The 26439-nt window shown below is 35.5% G+C and carries 25 protein-coding genes; 12 read left to right on the top strand and 13 right to left on the bottom strand.

What is annotated here, in order from left to right; translation table 11 throughout:
* Position 1: 1 nt before the first annotated feature.
* From ACWPWS_RS03770 to ACWPWS_RS03740, 7 genes are all read right to left on the bottom strand, one after another.
* Positions 2-793, bottom strand: coding sequence for a class I SAM-dependent methyltransferase (locus tag ACWPWS_RS03770; protein WP_454045549.1), 792 nt, complete (start codon positions 791-793; stop codon positions 2-4).
* Between the two features lie 61 nt (positions 794-854).
* On the bottom strand, positions 855-1391 hold the full coding sequence (locus ACWPWS_RS03765) for a PH domain-containing protein (RefSeq protein WP_454045548.1): 537 nt from the start codon (positions 1389-1391) through the stop codon (positions 855-857).
* Between the two features lie 53 nt (positions 1392-1444).
* Positions 1445-2092 carry a GNAT family N-acetyltransferase gene (locus tag ACWPWS_RS03760; RefSeq protein WP_454045547.1) on the bottom strand — a complete coding sequence of 216 codons (648 nt, stop codon included), beginning with the start codon at positions 2090-2092 and terminating at the stop codon, positions 1445-1447.
* Between the two features lie 18 nt (positions 2093-2110).
* Positions 2111-2959, bottom strand: a complete 849-nt coding sequence (locus ACWPWS_RS03755; RefSeq protein ID WP_454045546.1) for a PH domain-containing protein — start codon at positions 2957-2959, stop codon at positions 2111-2113.
* Between the two features lie 112 nt (positions 2960-3071).
* Entirely contained in the window at positions 3072-4442 is a 1371-nt protein-coding gene (hisS, locus tag ACWPWS_RS03750) for a histidine--tRNA ligase (protein ID WP_454045545.1), read from the bottom strand.
* Between the two features lie 120 nt (positions 4443-4562).
* Entirely contained in the window at positions 4563-5018 is a 456-nt protein-coding gene (locus ACWPWS_RS03745) for an HRDC domain-containing protein (RefSeq protein ID WP_245169686.1), read from the bottom strand.
* A gap of 14 nt (positions 5019-5032) precedes the next feature.
* Positions 5033-5365: a single-stranded DNA-binding protein gene (locus ACWPWS_RS03740; protein ID WP_105682085.1), complete on the bottom strand. Its 333-nt coding sequence runs from the start codon at positions 5363-5365 to the stop codon at positions 5033-5035.
* A 349-nt stretch (positions 5366-5714) separates the two neighbouring features.
* Here ACWPWS_RS03740 and ACWPWS_RS03735 point away from each other — a divergent pair, with 349 nt between their 5' ends.
* Positions 5715-6092, top strand: a complete 378-nt coding sequence (locus ACWPWS_RS03735) for a helix-turn-helix domain-containing protein (RefSeq protein WP_454045544.1) — start codon at positions 5715-5717, stop codon at positions 6090-6092.
* A 140-nt stretch (positions 6093-6232) separates the two neighbouring features.
* Here ACWPWS_RS03735 and ACWPWS_RS03730 read toward each other — a convergent pair whose 3' ends face one another.
* Both ACWPWS_RS03730 and ACWPWS_RS03725 read right to left on the bottom strand, forming a co-directional pair.
* Complete coding sequence (locus tag ACWPWS_RS03730) at positions 6233-7258, bottom strand: methyltransferase (protein WP_454045543.1); 1026 nt, start codon at positions 7256-7258, stop codon at positions 6233-6235.
* A 141-nt stretch (positions 7259-7399) separates the two neighbouring features.
* A complete protein-coding gene (locus ACWPWS_RS03725; RefSeq protein WP_454045542.1) occupies positions 7400-8191 on the bottom strand; it encodes a hypothetical protein in 792 nt (263 codons plus the stop codon).
* Between the two features lie 421 nt (positions 8192-8612).
* On the opposite strand from ACWPWS_RS03725, the gene ACWPWS_RS03720 reads away from it, so the two are divergent.
* From ACWPWS_RS03720 to ACWPWS_RS03675, 10 genes are all read left to right on the top strand, one after another.
* A complete protein-coding gene (locus ACWPWS_RS03720) occupies positions 8613-9518 on the top strand; it encodes an arginase family protein (RefSeq protein WP_454045541.1) in 906 nt (301 codons plus the stop codon).
* On the top strand, positions 9519-10112 hold the full coding sequence (locus tag ACWPWS_RS03715; RefSeq protein ID WP_454045540.1) for an HPP family protein: 594 nt from the start codon (positions 9519-9521) through the stop codon (positions 10110-10112).
* 5 nt (positions 10113-10117) lie between these two features.
* Positions 10118-10462, top strand: coding sequence for a DUF2116 family Zn-ribbon domain-containing protein (locus ACWPWS_RS03710; RefSeq protein ID WP_209784217.1), 345 nt, complete (start codon positions 10118-10120; stop codon positions 10460-10462).
* A gap of 24 nt (positions 10463-10486) precedes the next feature.
* Positions 10487-11398: a TIGR01777 family oxidoreductase gene (locus tag ACWPWS_RS03705; protein WP_454045539.1), complete on the top strand. Its 912-nt coding sequence runs from the start codon at positions 10487-10489 to the stop codon at positions 11396-11398.
* Positions 11399-11466: 68 nt separating this feature from the next.
* Positions 11467-12048: a GDP-mannose pyrophosphatase NudK gene (nudK, locus tag ACWPWS_RS03700; protein ID WP_454045538.1), complete on the top strand. Its 582-nt coding sequence runs from the start codon at positions 11467-11469 to the stop codon at positions 12046-12048.
* 76 nt (positions 12049-12124) lie between these two features.
* A complete protein-coding gene (locus ACWPWS_RS03695) occupies positions 12125-12583 on the top strand; it encodes a DUF2750 domain-containing protein (RefSeq protein ID WP_454045537.1) in 459 nt (152 codons plus the stop codon).
* Between the two features lie 22 nt (positions 12584-12605).
* Positions 12606-13289 (top strand): DUF2306 domain-containing protein, encoded by a 684-nt coding sequence (locus tag ACWPWS_RS03690; protein WP_454045536.1) that lies wholly within the window; start codon positions 12606-12608, stop codon positions 13287-13289.
* 253 nt (positions 13290-13542) lie between these two features.
* Positions 13543-13923: a VOC family protein gene (locus ACWPWS_RS03685; protein WP_454045535.1), complete on the top strand. Its 381-nt coding sequence runs from the start codon at positions 13543-13545 to the stop codon at positions 13921-13923.
* 209 nt (positions 13924-14132) lie between these two features.
* The gene (locus ACWPWS_RS03680; RefSeq protein ID WP_454045534.1) at positions 14133-14897 is read left to right on the top strand and encodes a hypothetical protein; all 765 of its coding nucleotides are present in this window, start codon (positions 14133-14135) and stop codon (positions 14895-14897) included.
* A 262-nt stretch (positions 14898-15159) separates the two neighbouring features.
* Positions 15160-15606 carry a KTSC domain-containing protein gene (locus ACWPWS_RS03675; RefSeq protein WP_076597776.1) on the top strand — a complete coding sequence of 149 codons (447 nt, stop codon included), beginning with the start codon at positions 15160-15162 and terminating at the stop codon, positions 15604-15606.
* A gap of 317 nt (positions 15607-15923) precedes the next feature.
* Here the strand turns inward: ACWPWS_RS03675 and ACWPWS_RS03670 are convergent, their stop codons facing one another.
* From ACWPWS_RS03670 to ACWPWS_RS03655, 4 genes are all read right to left on the bottom strand, one after another.
* A complete protein-coding gene (locus ACWPWS_RS03670; protein ID WP_454045533.1) occupies positions 15924-19115 on the bottom strand; it encodes an efflux RND transporter permease subunit in 3192 nt (1063 codons plus the stop codon).
* A gap of 7 nt (positions 19116-19122) precedes the next feature.
* The gene (locus ACWPWS_RS03665) at positions 19123-20184 is read right to left on the bottom strand and encodes an efflux RND transporter periplasmic adaptor subunit (protein ID WP_209784208.1); all 1062 of its coding nucleotides are present in this window, start codon (positions 20182-20184) and stop codon (positions 19123-19125) included.
* Between the two features lie 9 nt (positions 20185-20193).
* Positions 20194-21546 carry a TolC family protein gene (locus ACWPWS_RS03660; RefSeq protein WP_105682070.1) on the bottom strand — a complete coding sequence of 451 codons (1353 nt, stop codon included), beginning with the start codon at positions 21544-21546 and terminating at the stop codon, positions 20194-20196.
* Positions 21547-21635: 89 nt separating this feature from the next.
* On the bottom strand, positions 21636-22229 hold the full coding sequence (locus ACWPWS_RS03655) for a TetR/AcrR family transcriptional regulator (protein WP_034695556.1): 594 nt from the start codon (positions 22227-22229) through the stop codon (positions 21636-21638).
* Between the two features lie 178 nt (positions 22230-22407).
* On the opposite strand from ACWPWS_RS03655, the gene ACWPWS_RS03650 reads away from it, so the two are divergent.
* Entirely contained in the window at positions 22408-26433 is a 4026-nt protein-coding gene (locus ACWPWS_RS03650) for a DUF7948 domain-containing protein (RefSeq protein ID WP_454045532.1), read from the top strand.
* The last annotated feature ends 6 nt before the right edge of the window (positions 26434-26439 follow it).

The following is a 26439-nucleotide window of genomic DNA, read 5'->3' as shown; positions in this document are numbered from 1 at the left end:
TTTATTTTTTCTCTGCTGCCAGCGCAAATACCAACGGAATTTTATTTCCAAACTGTGGAATTCTCCATTTCCCCTTCTCAAATTCTTCTACATGTCTGAAACAAGCATATGGAGACCAGTCAAATTCTCTGAAAGTATTTAATTGTAGATCTTTTTCAATCAAATTATTGAGAACTTCAGATAAAGAATGGTTCCACATGACATATTCCTGAACAATAGGTGCAGACTGATCCGCATACGTTCCTTCATATGTTTCTACTATAGGTTTTTCATTAAAATAGTTGTAGGCAACTTTTGTAAAGTCATCGTCAAACATCCAGACCACAGGGTGAAACTCTGCCATAATGAACTTTCCTCCCGGCTTTAGAAAATGATCGATAATACCGGCCCACTTTTCTAAGTCAGGAAGCCATCCTATCGTACCATAACTTGTGTAAACGATATCAAATTTCTGATCCAGAATATCAGGCAGATTATACACATCCGAACAGATAAATTCTGTGTCTGTTTCACATTGCTGTGCCAGATCTCTGGCTGTATCAATTGCTTTGTCAGAAAGGTCTATTCCCGTAACCTTAGCTCCCATTCTTGAAAGAGAAATAGAGTCCTGACCGAAATGACATTGAAGGTGTAGAATACTTTTCCCTTTTATGTCTCCAAGAAGATCCAGTTCTATTGAGTTCAGAGAAGTTCTTCCTTTTAAAAACTCTTCTACAAAGTAGAAATCCGATTTCAGATGTGGTTCTACTTTTGCATTCCAAGATTTTTTATTAATTTCTAAGTAATTTTCCATGATTTTAGTTTAAAATAATATAAGTTCAGCCGGCAAATTTTCATTATCCAGCATATCGTTATTATAGCTTCTCCATCAATTTTTTCTTTTGCTCCAGAAATTCTTCTTCACTTAAAACTCCTGTTTCTTTTAATCTTCCAAGCTGTTCGAGTTGGTCTAAAACACTGGGCTCCGACTTGCTTTGAAAGGATTTTTCAGGTTGAGACATGAAATCCCTTACTTTTTCACAAAACAGCTCAGCATGGTACTTTCCTACTCCATCAATCTCTACAATATCATCGGTAACCTGAATATCTATGGAAGCCAGTAAAAATGCAGTTTCATATTGTATAGAGCTTATCTTGCTGTAAGAAAAATCCTCAACTTTCAATCCATACATGAATTCTTTATCTACAAAAATCAGCCTTCTGTCTGTAGCAACTAAAATGATATGATGATTGTTCAGTTTATTTCTGCCTTCTACGAGGTATACAATTCTTTCGTCTGATGAAAGGATATCCGGCAATTCATGAATTTCTTTTCGGGCAAATATAGTAGGACTGATATCCAGGCTTTTAAGTTCATCTCTTATTTCGTCAAGTCTTGATTTTTCGCTCATAGCTTTAGTTTATGGATCTAAATTACTATTTATTAATTTGATTCAATAAAAAATTATTCCTCTGAAGGAATCACAACTGAAGTATGGAGGCAATACATCTTCCAGCCTAAAGTTTCATACAATAGTTTTCCTTCTTCTGTAGCCACTAAAAGGTTATTTGAAAAGCCCTTTGACAAAGCGATCTTCTCCAGTTCTTTCAATAAGAAACTAGCGAGTCCTTTCCTTTGATGATTTTTTTCAGTGATAATCCTGTCATAAACAGCAACATCATCTATAAGAGAAACACGGCCTATAGAAGCCTGCTCACCATTTCCGGCTACAACTCTTACAACAAAAGTAGTATTGTATTCAGAAAATTCTAAATGATAGCCTTCTGCAAGACTAATTTCCGGGAAATTCATTGGCTGAAAACAGGTCATCAGATATCCTTGTGGCTGTAATTTCCATCTTGCAGGTATTTTTCCTGTAAATTCATCGGGAGACGTTGATATTTTCAGATAAACCCACGGCTCATCAATAGAGTTTGCAAGTTCGAAAAAATCATCATTAAGTTCAGGAAATACAAAACGTTCTTTTTGTTTTTCATCTCCTACGAACACTCTAAATCCGGATTTATAGGGAACAGGAAAAGATACTTCTCTTGAAAGACACCATCCTTTAAGCCATTTTTCTACTATTTTTGACAATACTTTATCTTTCATGATTGGGTGTTAAAAGTTTTATTGTAATTGTTTCAGCAATTTCTTTTTTTGCTCTGCAAATTCTGCATCAGTCAAAATTCCGTTTTCTCTCAGTTTTCCTAATTTCTCAAGTTGATTAAAAATGTCTTCTGATGAAACCGGAATATTTTTGTTTACAGAACCAATCTGTTTTGAAGACTGTTCCCGAGGACTATTATAAATATCTTTTATCCTGTCGTAGAATTTCTCAGCATCCTCTTTATCCATGAAACATTCAAACTCTACCATTCTTTCATCAAGATGTAACTTGATAATAGGCGATCTGGAATCTGTTACAAAACTTACAGCCTTAATACTTTCGTTTGGATAATCATTGATTTTTGCAGCACCAAACATTCCTTTTGAAACAGATATCATTCTTTTGGGTGTTGCTACCAATACTCCTGCGGCCAATGTATTAACGAACTGAGCATCCGTGATCGCAATGATCTGTTCTTCTTCGGAGATCAGATAAGGAAGTTCTTTTATTTCTCCTTTGGTGAAGATGGAAAGGTTAGCATTCAACATTTCCAGTTCACTCTTTATTTTCTGATGTCTTCTTTTATAAACCTCTTTTGAGATTTGATGGGAGCCAAAATCCATAGCTGCAGGAAGATTCTGTTCTGCAATTGCCACCGCCGGAACTGTTTCAGTTTTGTCTGTACTCAGCATTTTATTAATATCATCAATGCTGAATTTATTAAGATTGTACAGCAATTCATCATTGATATCACTTACTTTATTTAAACATTTATTGCATAAAACATTGCCGTCTGAAAGTGTATTAGCTCCCAAAAGTGTATCCATAGATGTCAGTTCTGCGTTACACAATGCACAATTATTGTTCATTTCTTTTTATTCAAAAGTATTTAAATCTTCTCATCAATCAAAAAAACAACCACTGAAAATATTTCCAGTGGTTGTTTTTTTGATTGATATACTTTAGAATAAATCTGCTGTATTATTCTCCTAAGAATTCCTCTAAAGAAACAGTTTTCTGTTCTCCTGCCTCAAGGTCTTTATAGGTAACCGTATTATTTTTAATTTCTTCTTCACCCAAGAAGACAAGATTCTTTATGCCTTTCTTTTCTGCATAGGTAAACTGCTTATTAATCTTTGAATTTTCAGGATACAGTTCTGCAGAAATACCTTTTGCTCTTAGTAGTATGATCAGCTTTAAAGCTTCTGTTACTCCTTCTCCACCGAAGTTTGCAAAAAGATATTCTATTTTAGCAGAAGCCTCTTCAGGAAACAGGTTCAATTCTTCCATCACCAGATAAATTCTGTCTAATCCGAATGAAATTCCTATTCCCGGAATGTTTTTCACGCCAAAAACTTCAGTCAGATTATCATATCTGCCACCTCCTCCAATGGAACCCATGGCCACTTCATCTGCCTTCACTTCGAAGATAGCTCCGGTATAATAATCTAATCCTCTCGCCAGAGTAATATTGAATACCAGGTTTTGAATATCAACACCAAGATTCAGAGATTGGGTAAGAACATATTCAAGTTCTTCTACTCCTTTCAGTCCGATTTCGTTTCCTGCAAATTTCTCTTTCAGTTGAAGAAGGTTTTCCAGTGCATCGTCAGACTGGCTGAACAAGAAGTCTAATTTTTCAATAGATTCCGGAGAGATTTCTCTTTCCAGTAGTTCTTTAACAACTCCGTCTTTACCAATTTTATCCAGTTTATCCAATGCTACAGTAAAGTCAATCAGTTTATCTGTTATTCCTGCATATTCTGCCAATCCGGAAAGAATCTTTCTGTTGTTCATATGAATTGTTACAGGAACTTTCAGATCTGCAAATGATTTTAAATACAACTGAACCAATTCTACCTCCTGTAGTAAACTTTCACTTCCTACAACATCGGCATCGCACTGATAAAATTCTCTGAATCTTCCTTTCTGAGGTCTGTCTGCCCTCCAAACCGGCTGAATTTGAGAACGTTTGAATGGAAATGTCAGTTTCCCATGATTCATTGCCACGAATCTTGCAAAAGGTACAGTAAGATCATAACGAAGAGCTTTATCTGTAAGACTTTCCGCACTGAAAGGTTTTTCTAATGCTCTTTGAAAATCATGAAGCATCTGGTTCTTTTTCTCTTCTTTTGCTTCGTTGATACTTGAATTTAAAATTTTAAAAATCAAGCGGTCACCCTCTTCTCCGTATTTTCCTGTCAGTGTAGACAGATTTTCAAAACTTGGAGTTTCCAGTGGCTGAAACCCGAATAATTCGAAATTATTCTGTAAAATATTGATGATATATTTTCTTCTGGAAACTTCCTGTGCCGTAAAATCTCTCGTCCCTTTTGCTAAACTTGGCTTCATTTCTTATATGTCATTTTGATAAATGCAAAAGTACGGAATTACAAGGACTTTACACAGTATAAAAAGCTGAAGAAAATCTTCCCTCAGCTTTTCTGGTTGTGTTATCAATTATTAAAAAAATCATACACTTTCAAGGATTTCAAGAATTTCTTCACCATAATTTTCAATCTTATGCTTTCCAAACCCTTTGATCTCCAGCAATTCTTCTTTTCTGGCAGGCTTATACTTGGCTACAGATAGCAGCTCTTTATTGCTGGCGATGAAATAAGTGGGAAGATTCTGCTCCCGGGCTTTTTCTGATCGCCAGAGTTTCAAAGCATCCAGTATCTTTTCTTCATCTGTATTCAGGAAATCATTCTCTGCAGAATATTTGACTGTCTTTGGTTCTTTTACCGTATTTTTTGCAGGTTTTGCATCTTCAAAATACAATATTACAGACCAATACCGTTCTTCACTTACAAAAGCTGTTTCCACTTTCATAATCTCGTTAACTTCCAGAAAATCATCCAGCATTTTCTGGTCTTTGTAGAGAAACTCTTCAGGAAGCCTGATTTTAAAAACTTTTACTTTCATCATTTGTGTTTTTAGAATTATTTACCGCCTAATAACAGGATCTCGTCTACACGAATTTCTGTGACATACCGCTTCACTCCGTCTTTATCATCATATGATCTGTAGGTAAGCTTTCCTTCGATGGCAATTTCTTTTCCTTTGGGAACATATTTTTCAAAAATCTCTGCTGTTTTCCCAAATGCAATAAGATTGTGCCATTGGGTTTCCTCTACCTTTTCTCCTTTGGCATTCGTGTAATGATCACTGGTAGCTAAGGATACACTGGCTTTTACATTTCCGTTATCGAAGTTTACCATTTCAACTTCTTTTCCTGTGTAACCAATTAAGGTTACTTTGTTTCTTAGTGACATAATTTTTAGATTTTAAAGATTAATAATTCAGATAAGAGACGTTCACTGTTTTCTCAAATCTCTATTGCAAAGATTGTGATGTTACCCAATCACAGTCGGTTATAAACTATTTAAATCCGTTTGTAGTCGTTTGTAAACGGATAAAGAAATAAATAGAATTCTGTGTAAAACAATATTTATAAAGATTTAAAAGCATTAATTATCACTTTTAAAGTAAAAATTAAATAATGAAAAGCCCTATCATAAAATAAAATTCTTCTTTTAAAAAACATTGAAAAATAGGTGTATTACAAGGATTTTTTTTGTCTTTAATTTAATTTTTTTTTGCAAATTTGTAAAAATGTCTGATATGCAAAAAGAAAAACTTCGTACAGTAAGAAAGATGAAAGGTTTCACTCAGCAGCAAATGGCTGAAGTGATCCCTACCGATGTCTCCAACTATAGCAGAAAAGAAAGCGGTGCTGTATCTATAACACAGACAGAATGGGACAAACTTGCCCAGTATTTAGAGGTTCCTGTGGAAGAAATCTACGAAGAAGAGGAAGCTAAAATTGTTATTGAAAATCCTGTTTTTACTGATAGTCCAGGATCTTCTGTAAATGCTAATAATGGGGGTGATAATAGCAATGTTACAAATATTGGTCATGAATTAAGCATAGAAATCATAAAAACGATGCAGGAATATATAGGTCTGCTAAAAGAAGAAATCGAAAGACTTAAAAAATAACAGTATAAAAGTTAATTACTAAAAATTATCAACAGAGTTTTTTTAATCTCTCTTTTTACAGTAAACAAGATAAAAAAGCGCTCAGCAAAATTGCTGAGCGCTTCCTACTTAATCATGCAACTAAAAATAAAAATTGAAACTTATATTTTTTCACATTCAACAATGCTTTTTGCCTCTGTTCCGATATGAATAAGCCGGTTAAACTGAAGGCCTGCTTTTTCGATGATCATTTTAAACTCGCTTAAAGTTCTTTCTTTTCCCGTAAGACAGGCCAGCATAACAATATCCAGAAGTTTGCCCATATGGGGTTTATTTAAAGAATCGTCAGGAATAACTGCATCTATGATTAACAGTTTTGCTCCTTTAGACATGGCATTATAACAGTTTTTCAGAATTTGCACACATTCATCATCACTCCAATCATGAATAATCCATTTCATCGTATATAAATCTGCTCCTTCCGGAACTCTTTCAAAAAAACTACCAATAGCCACGGAACATCTTTCTTTCAGGTTTTCAGGAATCATTTTGATCGTTTTTTCAATCACATTGGCTTCATCAAAAATAATCCCGGAGCTTTCCGGAGCATGATTCAAAATGGTGTGTATCATGACCCCATTGCCACCGCCTATATCAACAATTTTTTTATAAGGTGTAAAATCATAGTTGTCTATAATTCCTGTCAGCTCCATTCCGGACATTCCCGTCATACCTTTTCCAAAGTTTTCTCCTATTTCAGGAAATTCTTTATAAAATCCCCAAAGGTCTTTACCATGGATGTGCTCAAAAGGAATTTTCCCTGTTTGAACTGCATAGGTAAGGTCTCCATAGCCTGGAAAGTGTTCGTTCATAATTGTAAGCACAAAATTTTTTGCTGTTCCGGGAACATCGGTTTGTAAGGCTGCTCCAAAATCATTCAAAGCAAAAGTTTTATTTTCAGATTCTTCAAAAATTCCGGCACCGCTTAATGCTCTCATAACCCGGTATAAGTTTGTTTCATGGGATTCTGTTTCTTCAGCAAGTTTGGATATTGTCTTTGGACCAGAAGCCAGCAAGTCTGCAATATTGAGTTCAGCTGCTGTTTTTACGCATCCGGTTAGCCATAAACCACCTAATATTTCAAACATTTTAAATGTAAATTCTGGTTTAACGGGTTGTTTTTCCATAGTAAGCATTTTAATAGAATAGTATTTGATAAACTTTAGTAGGCATGTACATTATATACACATCATGAAAACAAGAACAAACCCGATAAGTTTGTTCTTGTGTGACATGTGTCAAGTTGAAAATAAGCTTTAGTAATGAGATTAATCTTTGGCTTGGGAAATCCTTGTTACACTATCAATAGTAGCATCCAATGTGGTATCAGACTTTATTTTAATAAGATACCCGCTACCTATAGATAAAGGATCGGCAACACTTACCAGGTAAAAGACCAGATTTCCGGATGTTACCCCATTGGGAGCAACTGCAGTCTGATCAATGGAAAATGTTGAAGGCGGAACAGGATTGGAAAGGTTTACCGTCACAAAGGCCACAGAACCATTATTCTTATTGGAATAACTGACAATAACTCTCCACATATGAACCTGCCCGGCAATAGGGTTTTCCAAAAACCGGCTTGTTACGGGGTCAAATATGTCTCCGGGCACAGGACTGATAATATTTTCCGGCCATGTGGTTGTAGGAGGCGCAGCAAAGTCTGTGACAATATTAATCGGTGTTTGGTAAACAATATTTTGATAAGTCATTAACGGGACACCTCCTGAAGATTTGAATGCAAATGAGGGTTTCACTCCTGCTCCGCTATTCAGCTTAACAACTCCTTCATTAGCTGTTGTTAATGTCTGCGAAGAAATGACGGTACTCCAAAAGGTTCCGTTATAATACCTTAGGGTCTTATTGGTGGAATCATAGATAATCATTCCTGCCGTGGGTGCTGGTACATTGGCTGGCGGGTTGGCATTTCTGGAGAGTACAACGGCTGAATTAGCTGAGGTAACATCTAGAACTCCTTGTGGAGAAGTCGTGTTAATCCCAACCTGTCCAAATGCAAATGAGGAACACAGAATACTGATTAATAAATTGGATTTTTTCATGGTTTGTTTTTTTGAATGTTTCATTTCAAAATTACAAAAAAACACAACATAGTGAAATAAAATTCGTATTTATTTACTGAAAATAAGACAGTTATATAAACAATAAAATTTTATGAATAAAAAAACAATGCAAAATACCGACAAATATTAAATTTTTCAAAACAAAGAGAATTAAACAGAATTTCTTTTATAATATTAATTTTTTAATCAATGAATCTTCTTCTATTGAAAAAAACACAATATTTAAACAAAACTTTCCAGAATGAGTTTATTTCCAGATAATACATGAATAATTTATTATGTTTCAGGGCTAAATAATTATTTCATTCTAAGAATAGATTTATTCCAATAAAATAAACTTCCTCTCTCGCAGCTATCCATTTACAAACGGATAATTCCGTATCTTTGTGAAAATTCATCTATGAAAAGGAACATCAATATTTTTGAGTTTCCTCTCAATTTGGGACTTACAAAGAAAGAACATGAGACAGAACCCGGAGTTCGAAAACTTCCGGATTGGCTCAGAAAATTTGATTTTCATAGTAGAATTAATCCTAGTGCCATTTTTAGACTGGAAGCTCCGGCGTATTCTATGGACTTTGATCAAGAATCAAAAGTCAGAAATGCAGACCAGATTATTGAGTATGCTAAACAACAGGCCGACTGTATTCTCCGAAATTATGAAAAGAATACATTTAATATTATTCTTGGAGGTGACTGCAGTATTCTCATAGGAAATGCTGTAGCTCTGAAAAAGCTGGGAAACTTCGGACTATTTTATCTTGACGGACACACCGATTTTATCCCGCCCGAACTGTCTGAAACCGGAGGCGCAGCAGGAATGGATCTCGCAATCATTACCGGCACCGGACACGAAAAGCTAACCCATATTAATGGTTTAAAACCCTATCTATCTGAAGAAAATATTTTCTGTTGTGGCAATGCGGAAACAGATGATGAAGAATATGTTGCCCAAATTATAAATTCAGGTATTCATTATTTTGATCTTTATCAGCTCAGAGAAAATGGTTTCAGGAAAACCGCTGAAGATTTTCTGAAAATGGTGAATGATAAAGGGTTGGATGGATTTTTCATTCATTTTGATGTTGATATCCTGAAAGACGAGATTATGCCTGCCGTAGACAGCAGAATGGAGGACGGAATCAGTTATGATGATCTCAGGGAAATGTTGAATCCTTTATTGGAAGATCCATTATGCTTTGGAATAGAGATTACCATCTTAGATCCCGATTACGATGAAAACGAAATATACACCCGCCCATTTGTAGACAATTTAATTCAAATTATAAAAAATAAAGAAGAGTAAATGAAGAAGACTATCAAAAGAACATTCAGAGTTTCAAAATATGTGATCTATAAAGAGACTCTTGTTGATTACAAGGAACATTTCTGGTCATTTTTAGGCGCATTTTTTGGGATCGGGATCATTGCATTTATCCAGTCTCACTCACTTACAGAAACGGAGAATATATTCCTGATTGGCTCTTTTGGAGCATCAAGCGTTCTTATTTATGGAGCAATACAAAGTCCTCTGGCCCAACCCAGAAATCTTATCGGTGGACATGTTCTGTCGGCTTTGGTAGGAGTTACTGTATATCAGTTTGTTCCGGATATCATCTGGCTTTCGGCACCTTTGGCAGTAGCATTTTCCATAGTATTGATGCAGTATACAAAAACTTTGCATCCACCGGGCGGAGCTACAGCCCTGATTGCGGTAAGTTCTACAGGAAAAATTCCGGAATTGGGATATTGGTACGTTCTCTCCCCTGTTCTTTCAGGATGCATCATCCTGCTTCTTGTAGCCCTGTTCTTTAATAACATTACCCCAAACAGAAGCTATCCTAACCACAGCATGTTCAAAAAACTGTTGAAAAAAAGACACACCCATCATTTAAAATAAAAATCATGAATTGCCTGGAATGTGGCGAGAAAATCATCGGAAGATCAGATAAAAAATTCTGCAACGATGCCTGCCGGAACGCCTACAATAATAAGCAGAATAAGGATTCTAACAATTTAATGCGGAATGTTAATAACAAACTCCGTAAGAATTACCGCATCCTGATGGAAATCAATACCGATGGTAAAACAAAAGTCTTAAAATCCAAACTGGATGGCTTAGGTTTTGATTTCGATTATTTTACCAATCTGAAAGTTTATAAAAACGGCTCTGAATACAAGTTTATTTATGATTACGGATATAAACTTCTGGAAGATGACTTTATACTGATCGTAAAAAATCAGGCATAACCCACACCCCACAAGTATAATATTATGAAAGAAGTTGTTCTCATCACCGGAGCCAGTGGCATGATCGCTAAAGAGCTGGCAAAAAAAATAGGTAAGGAATATGAGATTAGGTTTCTGACCCGAAAAAAAGTGCATGACTATGAGTATGAATGGGACCTCACAAAAGGAATAATGGATGAAACCGCACTGGAAAATGTTTCTCACATCATTCATCTTGCAGGTGCCAATATTTCAGAAAAACGCTGGACTCCCGAAAGAAAAAAAGAATTGATCTCCAGCCGAATTGATTCCGCAGAATTACTCCGAACGGCTTTAAGAAAGAATAAGATAAAGCTTAAGTCTTTTATTTCAGCTTCAGGAATCAATTTTTATGGTACAGAAACTTCAGAAAAGATTTATTCAGAAAATGATCCTCCAGGTAATGACTTTCTCAGTGAAGTAGTCGTTTTATGGGAAAGAGCAGCTAATGACTTTAAAGAACAGGATCTGGCAGCAAGGGTGGTCAAAATACGAACTGCAGTCGTTCTTTCTGAAAAAGACGGTGCTTTAAAAAAAATGGTTCCTCCTATTCAATACGGTATCGGATCTCCGCTGGGAAGTGGCCACCAATATATGCCATGGGTTCATATTGAAGACATTTGTTCTATTTATGAATTTGCTTTAAAAAATCCTGAAATGAACGGAGCGTATAATGCTGTATCTCCACAACATGCCACCAATAAAGAACTGACAAAAAAAATTGCCCAGGTACTTGAAAAACCTTTGTTCATGCCTAATGTTCCGGGATTTGTCCTGAAATTGTTATTCGGAGAGCTTGCTACTGCTATTCTGGAAGGTTCCAGAGCTTCTTCGAAGAAACTTCAGGATGCAGGTTTCCACTTCAAATTTCCGGATCTGGAGAACGCTTTAAAGGATTTATTAAAGAAGCAGCCGTAGAAAAGATAGAATCTTTTAATTAAAAAATATTTATAATACCCATTGATTATAACACAGAAAATATTCTAATGAAAAACCCCAATATTACCCTATTAAACACAGAAATTCTTTCAGATAACTGGTATATTTTAAACAAAGTCACTTATTCAGTATCGAAAAAAGACGGAACCACAGAAACTCAAAGCAGAGAAGCCTACGACCGAGGAAACGGAGCCGTTATCCTTCTTTATAATACAGCCTTAAACACGGTTATTCTCACCAGACAATTCAGATTACCCACATACATCAATGGAAATTCTACAGGCATGCTTATTGAAGCCTGCGCCGGACTGCTGGATAATGATAACCCGGAAGATTGTATAAAACGGGAAACTGAAGAAGAAACCGGATATAAAATCTCCAAAGTTGAAAAAATATTTGAGGCCTATATGTCACCCGGATCTGTAACGGAAATTCTTTATTTCTTCATTGCAGAATATTCCAATGAAATGAAGATCAATGACGGAGGCGGATTGGAAGAAGAAGGTGAAAATATTGAAGTCCTTGAGTTATCTTTTGAAGAAAGTCTGAAAATGATTGATACAGGAGAAATCAAAGATGCAAAAACAATCATGCTTTTACAGCACTTACGAATCAAAGGGATCATGTAGACATCAATGATGATTGATAAATGATGAGTAAAATATCATTCATAACTTCTAATTTATAATTTATAATTAAATAAAGATGCTTCAAGATCATATTACAGTTCAGAACCGTTATAAAGACTTTATCAGGAAAATCAGCGAAACGGAAGTAGTGTTTGCATTAAAAGATGATAAAGGATATGCAACCTCCTACTCCAACGAAGCAGAATACGAAGATGGTGAAGAAGTACAGATTATCTGTTTCTGGTCTGATGCTGCAAGAGCAAAATCATGCATAGAAAACGAATGGAATCAGTACGAACCTTCTCCTGTTCCTCTTAATGAATTTGTAGAAAACTGGTGCCTGGGTATGAATAGTGACGGATTATTAGTGGGAACTAATTTTGACAGCAATCTGTTGGGTTATGAAGCTGAACCTTTGGAACTTATCCTTGACATTATTGAAGAACTTAAAGCTTCAGAAAAATCATTGGAACTGAGAAAATTTAAAAACATGGAAGATCTGGAAAAACAGATCAGAGAAGTATGGGAAGAGTAATCGTTGATATAAAAGGAAGGTTTTGGGAAAAAAGATCATTAAAATAACCGCTTTATTTTTAGTTCTTCTTTTCAGTATTTTAATGCTGAAAACTATTTCCCAGTACACTTCTCTTGAAAAAAATATCGGGTTTCTTGCCTTTAAGCAACAGGTTGTAAATAATCCGTACTGGATGGCTTTTTTCTATATTCATATCTTTTCCATAACGCTTTGTCTTCTGGCCGGTCTTACGCAGTTTTCAAGTCGGTTTTTGGATGAAAACAGAGATCTTCATAAGATTATTGGGAAAATATATGTTTACAATATTCTGATCATTAATGTTCCGGCATGTTTTGTACTTGGACTTTTTTCCAATGGAGGAATAATCGGAATTACAGGATTTCTGATACAGGATGTGCTCTGGGCATATTTCACCATTGCTGCCGTACTTTTTATCAAAAATGGGAATATCAGTAAGCATAGAACGTATATGGTTTTAAGCTATGCCGTAACCACCACAGCTATTACTTTCAGAATCGTTAAGAATCTGTTTTATAATGAAACCCGCCATGATTACGAGCTTTTTTATGGATTAAATGTCTGGGCAGCCCTTTTTATCAATCTTTTGATGGCTTACTTAATTCTCAGAAAAGATTTACTGCTACCTGGAAAAATCAACAGTGGAAAAGAAAATATACAGGCTAAGAAAAGAAATCAGAAAAAATGAGGCGATAAATATTAAGGTATTAAAAAGTACTGCATATTTATTATTCCTGGTCCATTTACCAAAAAAGCGCATAATCAGATAAGAAATCCCTCCAAAAAGAGCGATAATAAAAAGAAGGAAAAAATAATATATCATGGTTTCGTGTTAATTCATGTAAATCTATCATTTTAAATCTAAAAAAACAATCCATAACAGGATCACAGCTTTATAAACAGCCTTAATTCTGATGAAAATTATTGTTAATCATTAATTTATGAAAATAAAGAACCTTGACCACCTTGTCTTAACAGTGGCAGATATTGATAAAACTATAGAATTTTATACGCATGTTATGGGATTTGAAGTGGTTGTTTTTGGGAAAGACAGAAAAGCACTCCTCTTTGGAAATCAAAAAATTAATCTGCATCAGAAAGGTCATGAATTTGAGCCTAAAGCAGAGCTGCCAACCTGTGGTTCTGCTGATCTTTGCTTTATTGCAGAGACCGATATTCATGAGGTGATGGAAGAGCTAAAGCAGAAAAATGCAAACATCATTGAAGGGATTGTATACAGAACCGGAGCTGCAGGCAAAATCAAATCGGTTTATTTCCGTGATCCGGATCAGAATCTTATTGAAGTAAGCAATTATTATTAGGAAAAACACCTCTATATCAGCTTTTTACTATTCAATTTTCAGGATTTAACGGACTGGGATTTTTAAAATACAAAGACAGCAGTATAAAATCCATATAAAATTTGCAAAAACCATTGAGAAAATCTATTTAATCCTTTATATTTTGAATTTAAAGCCTTAATTTTGCATAGAAATTCAGAAAATTCGGATTCTTTCAATAATTTATGTGCATGAAAAAAATGATGATTGGGCTTGCTTTGGCCTTATCCATTACCATCTGGGGGCAAAAAACTCCTGCAAAAGCAAATAACCTGACTCCTTACAGCTATCAGACTTTTAATTGTGACAATAAGGGGTATTTTGATTCGGCTAAATATAAAAAAGAAGAAATAGACGGAATTAATAAACTTTTGTATCAGTTCAATGGCGTTGTATTTGACACCCAGCCTGTTTTTAAAATTGCCCAGCTTGAAGAAATCCGTAAAAACAGAGAAACTTATCTACAGGAGCTTGAAAAGCAGTATGAAGAAAAGAAAAAGGAATTATACAGCCTTAAAGTAATTGATCTTCCCAAATGGAAAAAATTAATGGAAGAAACCATTGATTCTTTTGAGAATGAATACCAGCTTAATAAAGAAGAAATCCTTGCTTATTCTGATCCTTCTACGCTAAGAAACAGTAAATATTATACTACCTGCAGAGAACAGATTGATGCAATATCCTCTCCCGACAGAGAAAAAATGTTTGCTGCATGGAGAAATTATACGGAGCTTAAAAGCAGAAATAATGCAGATCCAAAAGGAGTAATGGCAAGATTTGATGCCAAAATGAATGATCCCCAAAAAGAAGATTATGCATTAATTGATATGATTGGTCTTGGTTTTCACAACTGTGCCAACAGCAGTTTCAGACAGAAACGTAATGATGAAGGTACCTCTTACAAAGATTTTGATAAGATCTTTACAAAACTGAAGAGAACTTGTGATGAACCCTAGGGTGATTAAAAAATTGAAAGATTTAATTATTGAAAAATACAATAGCAGCACTCGGATTGGGTGCTGTTTTTTTTTATTTTAGATTGAATAAAAAATTGCACAGAGGGCTTAATGAGCTGTAAAAGTGAATTTTACATATTCAATGATTTTCATCTTTACTAATTTCTCTACTTCTTAAACCCAAATAAATTAAAAATGAATAAGTTATGATTTTATGGATTTAATTTCTTAATTTTGCACCCCGAAAATAAGGATTAGAGATATGAAAAAAATTGGTGAGCACAGAACACTTCTTGGAGTAGATAAAAATGTTACTTTAAAAGAATTAAAGACGATTTACAGAAATGTGATGAAAGATACGCATCCTGATAAATTTATTAATGATGAAGCCGGAAAACTGGAAGCTGAAGAAAAAAGTAAATCTGTGATTGAAGCCTATCACTTTTTGGTAAGTATTAATTCTGAAACACAGGAAAAGTACAAAGAAGAATATACTGAAACCATTACAAAATCTAATATTCAGGATTTTTATCTTGAAAAATCAATTTTAACGGTTCAGCACCTGAACGGAAATATGTATGAGTATATGGGAGTTCCAAAAAACACTTACATTAAAATGATCAACGCTGATTCACCAAGCCGTTTTGCAAGAAGACACATCTACGGAAACTTCGTGTACAGAAAGTCCGGAGAAGCGATGGCAGATTAATTTTTTACATTACAATATATAAGAGCTTTCAGTTTTTGCTGGAAGCTTTTTTATTGCCAAAAAATGGATGTTATGTTTTGGCTAAAGCCAATATTGGCTGTTATAAATTTAAGCGGGCTAAAGCCCGCTCCTATTGAATATTTTCTTAATGCGCAATAATCATCATCAATAGAAATGGGCTTTAGTCCATTTACAATAACAAATAGTATCCAACGGCTTTAACCAAAACCCGTATAACCCAATTTTAAATCATCAAATATCAACAAAAAAGCGCCTCAGAAAATCTGAGGCGCTTTCGGTTAATTAAAGGTTTAATTTTATTTATCTACATGTTTCGAAGTAAATCCATCTTCACTTAGCTCTCTATGTACATATTCAGCTTTCATTTCAGCTTCATAATCCACTTTTTCATGTTTACCCATTCTTCTTAAGATAGAGTCAAATATTGAATAAACTACCGGTACAATAATTAGGGTCAGGAATAATGACGATGTCAAACCACCGATAATTACCCAAGCTAATCCATTGTTCATTTCTGCTCCGGCACCTTTTGCAATTGCAATCGGGATCATACCGAAGATCATCGCGATAGTAGTCATCAAGATCGGACGAAGACGTGCGTGGTTTGCCTGAATTAAAGCATCATGCGTACTTGCACCAGCCGCTTTCCTCATATTCGCAAAGTCGACAATCATAATTGCGTTCTTCGCTACCAAACCAATCAACATGATCATCCCCAGCATCGTAAATATGTTCAATGAATTTCTTGTGATGGCAAGAATAACCATTACCCCGATCAATGCCAGAGGAATAGAAAATAATACCACGAAAGGATATACAAATGAGTCATATAATGAAACCATTACCAGATAAACCAATACAATAGCAGCCATTAATGCAATTCCTAAAGTACCGAAACCTTCAGTCTGGTTTTCCATATCACCACTCCAGATGTAGCTTACTCCGGCCGGTTTGGTCTTTTCGTTATCCATAAATTTAGCAGCCCATTCATTGGCTACATCCCCTACAGGACGGCCTACTACTTTAGATTTTACCTTTACAGAAGGCGCTTTATCTCTACGCTCCAACAAACTTGGTCCTGAACCCATTTTTACTTCTGCAAACTGGCTCAGTCTTACCTGTTCTCCTTTAGGATTGGTAAACATAAGATTTCTTACATCTTCAATAGACTTTCTGTTTGCATCACCAAAACGGATATTAATATCATATTCATATTCTCCGGCTCTGAATTTCCCATCTGTATTTCCGTTAAATGCAGTTTGCATTGTTTGTCCTACACTAGAAAGATTTAAGCCTAAAGAAGCCATTTTATCTCTGTCAATATTCACCTGTACTTCAGGACTTCCAGAGTCAGTTGATAATTCTGCATCTACAGCACCAGGAACTTTTTTAAGCAACTCAAGAATTCTGTTTGCTTCTTTATTGGCTGTTTCGTTATCCTGAGCTGTCACTACCATTTCAATTGGTGCATTGTCTGCTCCCATTAATCCAATTGGTGCTGTTTTAAATTCAACTCCAGTGAATTTTTCTTCTAAAGCCCTCTTGATTCTTGCGGACTTGATATCTGTGCTCTCATTACGTTCAGATTTATCTACCAAAATCACCTGAATCTCTGACTGATACAATGTAGCCTGCGCTCCACCAAAACCTGATGACTGCTGACCAACTGTTGTGATCATATCTACAACATCTTTGTCTTCTCTCAGATATTTTTCAACAGCAAGAGTAATCTGGTTGGTTTTTTCTACAGATGCATCTTTTGGTAACTCCATCTGAACAAGGAATTGTCCTCTATCCATTTTAGGGAAGAATTCACCTCCAATAAATCCAAATGCAACCAACATAAATGAAGAGATCAAAATGATAAATGTTACAATAACCGTCATTACTCTTCTTAATGTCGTTTTCAAACACCATTCTAAAATTCCTGTGATCCAGTGTGTGAATTTTTCCAATTGCTTTTCGAACCAAAGAATAAATTTCTCAAAAGGATTTTTACCGGAAAGGTGTACCAATTTACCATATCTTGAAGATAGCCAAGGAATAATAGTAAATGAGGCCAATAATGAAAGCATTGTCGCAATAACTACGGTAACGCAGAACTGTGCCAGGATATCAGCAACCAATCCTGAGCTCATTGCAATCGGTAAGAATACCACCACAATTACCAATGTAATCGCCGTTACGGTAAATCCAATTTCCGATGCACCATCGTATGCCGCACGAATTCTGCTTTTCCCCATCTCCATGTGACGATAAACGTTCTCCAAAACTACAATTGCATCATCCACAAGAATACCAACAACTAATGAAAGTCCAAGTAAACTCATCAGGTTTAAGGTATATCCCATAAGATACATTCCAATCACCGTTGCAATCAATGACATCGGAATAGAAACCATAACGATAAACGCGTTTCTGATGTTATGAAGGAACAGTAACATTACTACTGCTACCAGGATAATCGCTAAGAATAAATCGAAAATTACATGGTCTGCAGCTTCAAGCGTAAAGTCTGTTGTATCATCTACAATATTTATTTTAATCCCCTGAGTTTTGTAATTATTCTGAACATCAGCGATTGTTTTCTTAACTAAGTCTGAAACGGAAACCGCATTGGCATCAGATTGCTTTTTAACCTGAAGTAAAATCGTTGAATTCTGGTTATATCTTGCCACTTTCTCCACATCTTTCTGTGTATCAAAAACGGTTGCAATATCAGATAAACGCACCTGAGCTCCATCTTTATTGGAAACTACAAGATTATTCATTTCAGCAACATTTTTATACTTTCCAGAAAGTCTGATCGTAGATCTGGAAGTTCTCGTTTTCAAAGCTCCCGTTGGGAAATCCAAGTTTGAAGAAAGAATTGCCTGTTGTACGTCTGCAATGGCAAGACCGTATCCCTGCATCTTCTTTTCATCTAAACTTACCTGAATTTCTCTTTCCTGTCCACCTACAAGGTCTACCTGGGCAACACCGTTTACACGGGAAAAAATAGGCTCGATTTTTTTATCTAAAAGATCATAAAGATCTTTATTATTCAGTTTATCACTGGCAATACTCAAAGTCATGATCGGAAGATCATCCAATGAGAACTTTTGCAAAGAAGGAGGATCTGCATCGTCGGGAAGATCTGCCAAAATAGCATTTACTTTTCTCTGTGCATCATTCAAAGCATAGTTTACATCGGCACCGGTATTCAGCTGCACCATAATAACCGATAAACTTTCGTAAGATGAAGATTCTACTTTTTTCACGTTTTCCAAAGAACCAACAGCATCTTCAATTTTTCGGGTTACCGAAGTTTCCACCTCAGCAGGCGAAGCTCCCGGATATACCGTAGAAATGGTTACCATATTGGTTTCAAACTTTGGAATCAACTCATACCCCATCATGGAGTAACTTAATAAGCCACCCAGCGTAAGTATCGTAAATAATACGATAACCAGCGATGGCCTTTTAATGGATATTTCTGCTAACTTCATCTTCTGCTTACTTTACGATATTGATTTTCGAACCGTTATCAAGATTAATCTGTCCGCTGGTAATTACCTGTTCGCCTCCATTCAGTCCGCTTAAGATCTGAACTTTGTCGCCGTATACTTTACCAGTCTGAACTTTAATTAATTTAGCAGTACCATTATTTACAATAAATAACTGTCCTGAACTTACTCCGTTTACAAAAGCTTCTGCAGGAACAGTCAGCATATTTTGGGTTTCAGCACCGTGATTTGTTTTAAATGTAGCAGTGGCATACATCCCTGCTTTTAAGTTTCCTTTATTCTGAACTTCAATTTCAACCGGGAAATTTAAAGTAGCATCACTTTTAGGAGCAATGAATGTAATTCTACCGCTGAAAGAGTCTTCAGGTAAAACATTAACATTAATTGAAACTTCCTGACCGAGCGCGATTCTGCCAACCTGGCTTTCGTCTACCAATACAGAAAGTTTAAGACTGTTGATATTAACAATTTCAAACATGGAAGTCCCTACAGAAACCACCGTTCCCGGCTCAACCATTTTCTTATTGATGGTACCACTGATACCTGCACGAATGCTGGTGTCATTCACTCTTACTCCCTGAGCTTTTACAGCGGCCTGTGCATTTTTCAGCTGAAGTCTTGAGTTATCAACCTGCTGTTTTGTAACACCTCCTGTTTTAAAAGCATTTTCGTAACGCTGATTATCGATAATCGCATTTTGCAAATTATTCTGAGCCTGTGTAACATCCACTTCGATGGCATCTCTCTTGATCGTTGCCAGCACCTGTCCTGCACTCACTCTTGAACCTTCTTTTACCAAAACGCTTACAATACGTCCTGAGATCTCAGAAGACTGGTTCATTTCCTGCTTAGGAATGAAAGTCCCGTTGGCAGAGTAATCTGTATCAATATTTTCTCTTGTAACGGTTACAATATTAACGTTGATTTTATCTACCTGCTTGGCAACTTCTTTTACTTCCTGCGTCTGCTTTTCTTTGTTCCCGGCAATCTTGTAAGCGGCTAAACCTATCAGTACTGCTGCTACGATGATATATATTAAAGTTTTTTTCATTTTAGTTTATTATAAGTTTTGTAGTGTGTTTAGTTCACCCTTAGCTTTTATCAGCTTGATCTCGGCCTGTTTGTAGTCCAGCAATGCATTAGAATAGTTCTGTTTCGCCTGTGTCAATGCATTTTCAGAATCCAGCACCTCAGTAAGGGTTGCTAACCCGTATTGATAATTTGACTGGGTATTTTTCTGAACTCTTTCTGCCAATCCTACATTATCTTTCATGCTTTCGATATTAATCAATGCATTTTCCATGTTGGTGACTGCATTTTTATAATCTAAACTTAAGCTCAACTGAGTATTTTCAATGTCAACATCAAGATCCTGAATATCAATTTCTGCCTGATTGATCTTTGCTTTTGTAGCTCCTCCTGTGAAAATAGGAATATTTACATTCAAACCAATTGCTGAATAATCACTCCAAAGAACCCCTTTACTAAGACCGTTTGTCAACGGGAATTTTGCTCCGTTTGCTCCCCATCCGTAGTTCGCAGTAAGATTTACTGATGGATAAAGATAAGCTTCGGTTGCTTTTTTATTGAAAACCAAAAGTTCCCTGTTTTTATTCAAAACTTTGATCTCTGTACGGTCATTAAGATTGACATTGCTTGCAATCAGCTCAGGTTTTGGTTGAATCTCTTTTTCTTCAAGCTCAATGTCTGTAGAAATCGGGATTCCCATATAAAACTTCAGAGCATTTTTTGAAAGTTCAACAGAGTTGATTAAAGTCTGCTTATTGGAACCAATATTCGTAAGCTGAACATTTGTCCTGTCTAAATCGATGGACTTTGCCAAACCATTATCAACAAGGCTTTTAATAACATTTCTTACTTTTTCAGTATTGGCATAGCTGGCTGTTACCGTTTTAAGATTTTCCTCCTGTACAAACACCTGATAATAAGCGGTTGCTACATTTTCAATAATCTGTTCATTGGTTAACTGAGCATTCAGTACATAAAACTCTCTTGTAGATTTTGCCGCTTTAAGTCCTGTAAATACTCTTTGGTCAAAAATCGCCTGCTGAAGTTGTACAGAAGCTGTTGAACCCCAAGGCTGGCCAAACTGAGCCCTAATTTTTTCTCCTCCAAATTCCAGCAAAGATTCCTGAATAATCGGGTTATAGGTTAAACCTGCCGTAGCAGTGACCTGTGGCAAAGCACCGGCTCTGGCTTCATCAATCTTATATTCGGCTTTTTTGACCTGTAAAGCAGCTTTTTTAGCTTCTGCCTTATTTTGAAGTGCCTGTTTTATAGCTTCCTGCAGGGAAACCTGCTGCTGGGCAGACATCAATGTTGAGCCGAAAATCATAAATGCTGAAGCTATCCCAATTTTTAGCTTTGTAGCAGTTATACGTTTTCTATTCATAATTTTATACTTCGTTTATTTTTTATTTAATTTTCAGTCATTATTTACTTCTAATTGACGAATCATTTTCAGAAATACTTTAGTTTTTTTTAGTTTTTGAACAACATATTGATAATAATCTCTTTTCGTTCAGAAATAATCTTATCATATTCTTCATCATTAATTAATAAATTCTCCATAAACAATGGCCTTATGGCGCTTGGAAATACTAATAGAGCAACCATATTAAGAATAAACTGAACAGGTGCCATTTTCTCAATATTTCCCAATTCCATTTCTTTTTCAATATCCTTGTACATATCATTCAGGATATCTTCTTCAATTTCTCTTTGATGGCAGGTTCCTTTATTAATCTGTGATACGATATACGTTTCCAGATACGGATACTGAAGACTGGTAGAAAGGCTGCTTTCTATGAATTGGCTGATCTTTTCTTTAAAAGGCAGATCAGAATTCTGAATGATCTTCGATTTTTCCTGTTCTACTCTTTGCGCTTCATCAAAGATGATCTGGATCAGCTTATCCCTTGAACGGAAATAGTAATTAATAAGGGTTCTGTTCACTCCAGCTTCATCTGCAATCTCCTGCGTAGTAGCATCAAATTTTCCTTTCACAAAGAACAAATTCTTCGCTGTCTCCTTGATCAATTCCTGTGTTTGGTCTTTTTTTGCTTGATTTGACATTTTTGTTAAACAAATTTGTGCAAATTTATAGCAAAATTTATTTTTGACAAAATTGTTAAACAAAAAAATTAAACAAAAATGTCATGACATCCATCATGTTTGTTGATTGAAGTTTGCAATTATTTACCATTTAACAAGAGGCCTATTTTTATATCTTTGCCGCAAAAATTAATAACCGATGAAGAAAATTCTTTCGCTGTTCATGGTTTTGAACGCGGTACTTCTATTTTCACAGAAAAAGATTTCTGAGGAAAACTCTTATCATTTTTATGAAAATAAAGGTCAAATTATTGATCAAGACGGAAAAGAAAATAATGATGTAAAATATCTTTTTCTCTCTAATGGTCTTAATGTACAGCTGCGTTCTAATGGATTCTCTTATGATGTATATCAGGTAGAAAAAATAAGTGAACCTGTTAATCATAAAAACCCAAAATCTTATGATCAAAAACAGGAAAAGGTTAAATACAAATATCATAGAATAGATATAGATTTGGTTAACTCTAATATCAATTCTGTAATAATTCCCGAAGAAAAATCTCCTGATTATGATAACTTTTATAATGTTCCCGGAAACCCAGCTGGGATCTTAAATGTTTATCGCTTTAAAAAGATTACCTATAAGAATATCTACAATAATATTGATCTTGTTTTCTTTAAACCAAAAGATACTCTGAAGCCTGTTGAATACAACTTTATTGTAAGACCCGGTGGAAAAATATCAGATATCAAAATGAAATTCAACGGAGCAGAGACATCATTAAAAAATAAAAAAATTGTGATGAAACTTCGTTTTGGAGATATGTATGAAAACATTCCTCTTTCCTGGATTACAGATGGAAAATCTAAGAATGAAACCACTGTCAATTATAAATATATTGATGAAAATACTTATGGTTTTGCCGGAACACAGGATTCATTCACCAAAACTTTAGTTATTGATCCTGTACCTACTCCCATATGGATTAAAAATCATCCAAACTGGGTATGGCAATCCAATACATATTATAGAGTATTAGCCAATTCCAATCAGGAGGTTTATACTGGATTTACTACTATTGCGAGATATAATATTGCTACCAGCACCTATACAATAATGGACTCCAACTCTCAGAATTATGGTTATATCTGTAAATTTGATCCTGCTGGAAATAAAATATGGGGTGTATTTTTAGGAAATCATCAATTCAATTATGGAGGGGATGAAACCAATTTACTGAAGGATATTACCATTAATAATAACAATGAAATATATGCTATTGGCCAGGCAAGAGATTCCCAGGGAGGTACAAATAATATAACAACTCCCGGTGCTCATAAAGAACATACGAATTACCAGGGACAATGGATGGGATATGACATTGATTCTTTCATCATGAAATTTAATGATAATGGTGTAAGAATATGGGGAACGTATTTTGGAGGAGATCAATTTGACACAGCCAATTCTATTGTATTAGATACAAACCAGAACTTAATTATTGGAGGACTCTCCACCGGAAACAACGGAATTGTAACACCTAATGGAAATATCCAAAATAATCCTAATATTTACAATGGAGTTTCTTTCATTGCAAAGTTTTCTCCGAATGGACAACAAATGTATGGCTCCTATTTTTTTTTAAAAGAATCGGGAATTAAAAAAATTGACAGAGATAGTAATAATAATATCTATTTAGCCGGTGATGTTTATCAAGGGTATAATATTACCGGGAATGGAACAGCAGGTACTCATCAGCAAACTTTGATAGGAGAAGGCAACGCATTTCTAGCCAAGCTAGATAGTAATTTTCAATTTTTGTGGGGAACTTATTATGGGGGTAGAAACGCGTATGGTATTCAGCACAATTATAATGAAGGGAGAACAATAGTTAGAGATTTAAAAGTTGATAAAGATAACAATGTAGTTTTATTAGGAAATACGGATGCTAATGAAAGAATATCAACTTCAGGAACACATCAGCCAATACGCACATCTAATCTTGGTGATGATATCTTTTTAACAAAATTCAATCCTGCAGGAAATCAAATTTGGGGAACTTATTTCGGAGCAACAACAAGCAATGCTGTAAATGATGATCAGGCCTTCGGACTTTCCGTAGATGATAATAATAATCTTATATTTTCAGGGCAGACATCAAATGCAGTTCAGATAGCAACTCCAAATGGTTATATGCCAGATAATAACAATGGTTATCGTTCAGGTTTTTTTACTAAATTTAATCCGACAGGTAGTCAGGTTTGGGGAACTTATTTTTATTCATCCGTTCATTCCATCTATGCAAAAAGTAATAATATATATACCTTAGGAGGAGCCCAGGTTAATAATAATTTCGCTAAATTTTATGATTGTGCTGCAGGAATATCTGTCACATCAAACTCTCCGGTTTGTATCAATTCAACTGTTCAGCTTAACGCTACAGGAGGAACAACCTATCACTGGACTGGGCCTAATGGCTTTACATCAAACCAGCAGAATCCAACAATACCTAATGCAACAACAGCCCATTCCGGTACATATACCTGCCTCGTTTCAGGGTCGGGGGGCTGTGATGGAACTTTTACCGTAAACGTTGTTGTAGGTGACAATATGGCTCCGGTTCCGAACACTACCTCTCTTGCAGATATTACAGGAGACTGTCATACAACAGTAACAAACATGCCTACCGCTACAGATAACTGTGCGGGTACCATTACTGCAACCACTACAGACCCTTTATCTTATTCGATCCCTGGAACTTACGTTATTCATTGGAATTATAATGATGGAAATGGAAATACAGTTACTCAAAATCAAAATGTAATAATATCATCTCCTGCTCTTCCAACAACTACAAATTCCCAACAAACCTTCTGTGCCACCAGCAACCCAAAAATTTCTGATATTCAGGTTACAGGACAGAATATAAAATGGTATGATGCTGCAGGAAATATTTTACCTGCAACAACAGCTCTTGCCAATGGGCAAACCTATTATGCTACTCAAACCATTAATGGATGTGAGAGTAATAAAATAGCGATTCAGGTGACCGTAAATACGACACCTAAACCCACAGCCAATGCTAATCAGGATTTCTGTGCGTCTGCCAATCCTACGTTAGAAAAAATTGTTGTAACAGGTACATCGCTTACGTTTTATAATGCTGCAGGAAATGTTATCCCAATGACAACTCCGCTTGTAAACGGACAAACATATTTTGTAACCCAGACATTAAACAATTGTGAATCTGAAAAACTGGCAATTACTGTAACGCTGTCTACAGATAACGTGCCTGCAAAGGATATTACACAGGTACAATGTAATACAACTACGGCAAACTCAATGGTTGTGAATCTTCACTCTTATGAAGCCAGCATTATTAATAATCCAGGAAATTATATCTTCACATATACTGATACTGCAGGAAATCCTATTTCCAATCCCTCGGGTTATGTTTTAAATGTGGGAACAACACTTATCCATGTAAGAGTTTCAACTCCGGATGGGTGTTTTAAAGTGGTAAGATTAAACCTTACACTGAATCCTAAACCTATTGTTCAGCTTCCTGATACACTTGATTTCTGTGAAGGAAAATCCGTTATACTGGATGCAGGATCTGGATTTAAATCTTACGAATGGAATACCGGAGCAACCACGCAAACCATTACAGTAGCCACTCCGGGAACTTATACAGTGAAAGTAACCAACATTTTCGGATGCGAAAGTACAAGTTCTACTCAGGTGAGTTATTCTGTTTTAGCTCATATTGTTTCTGTGAATATTACCAACAATACAGCTACAGTTATTCTTTCTCAGAGCGGGAATTATGAGTTTTCTTTAGACAATTTCACATGGCAGGATTCCAATATATTCACCCACTTACAAATGGGAGAATATACCGTATATGTGAGAACAAAATCCGGATGTACGATCGGAAAGAAAAACTTCTCTATATTCAATATTCCTAATGCCATTAGTCCTAACGGTGATGGAATCAATGATACCTGGAGAATTGCAGGCTTGGAAAACTATCCGGGTACTGAAGTCAGCTTATATGACAGAAGAGGTGCTATGGTGTATAAAGAAATTATTAAAAACCGACCTTTCCAATGGGATGGAAGATATGAATCACATGCTGTCTCTACAGGAAATTACTGGTATACCATAAAAGTTTCTGACGGAAGAATCTATAACGGATGGCTTCTGATCAAGAACAGAGAGTAACAAAAA

It is taken from the genome of Chryseobacterium sp. Marseille-Q8038, from assembly GCF_965111995.1.
This window is presented reverse-complemented; position numbering and strand designations above follow the sequence as displayed.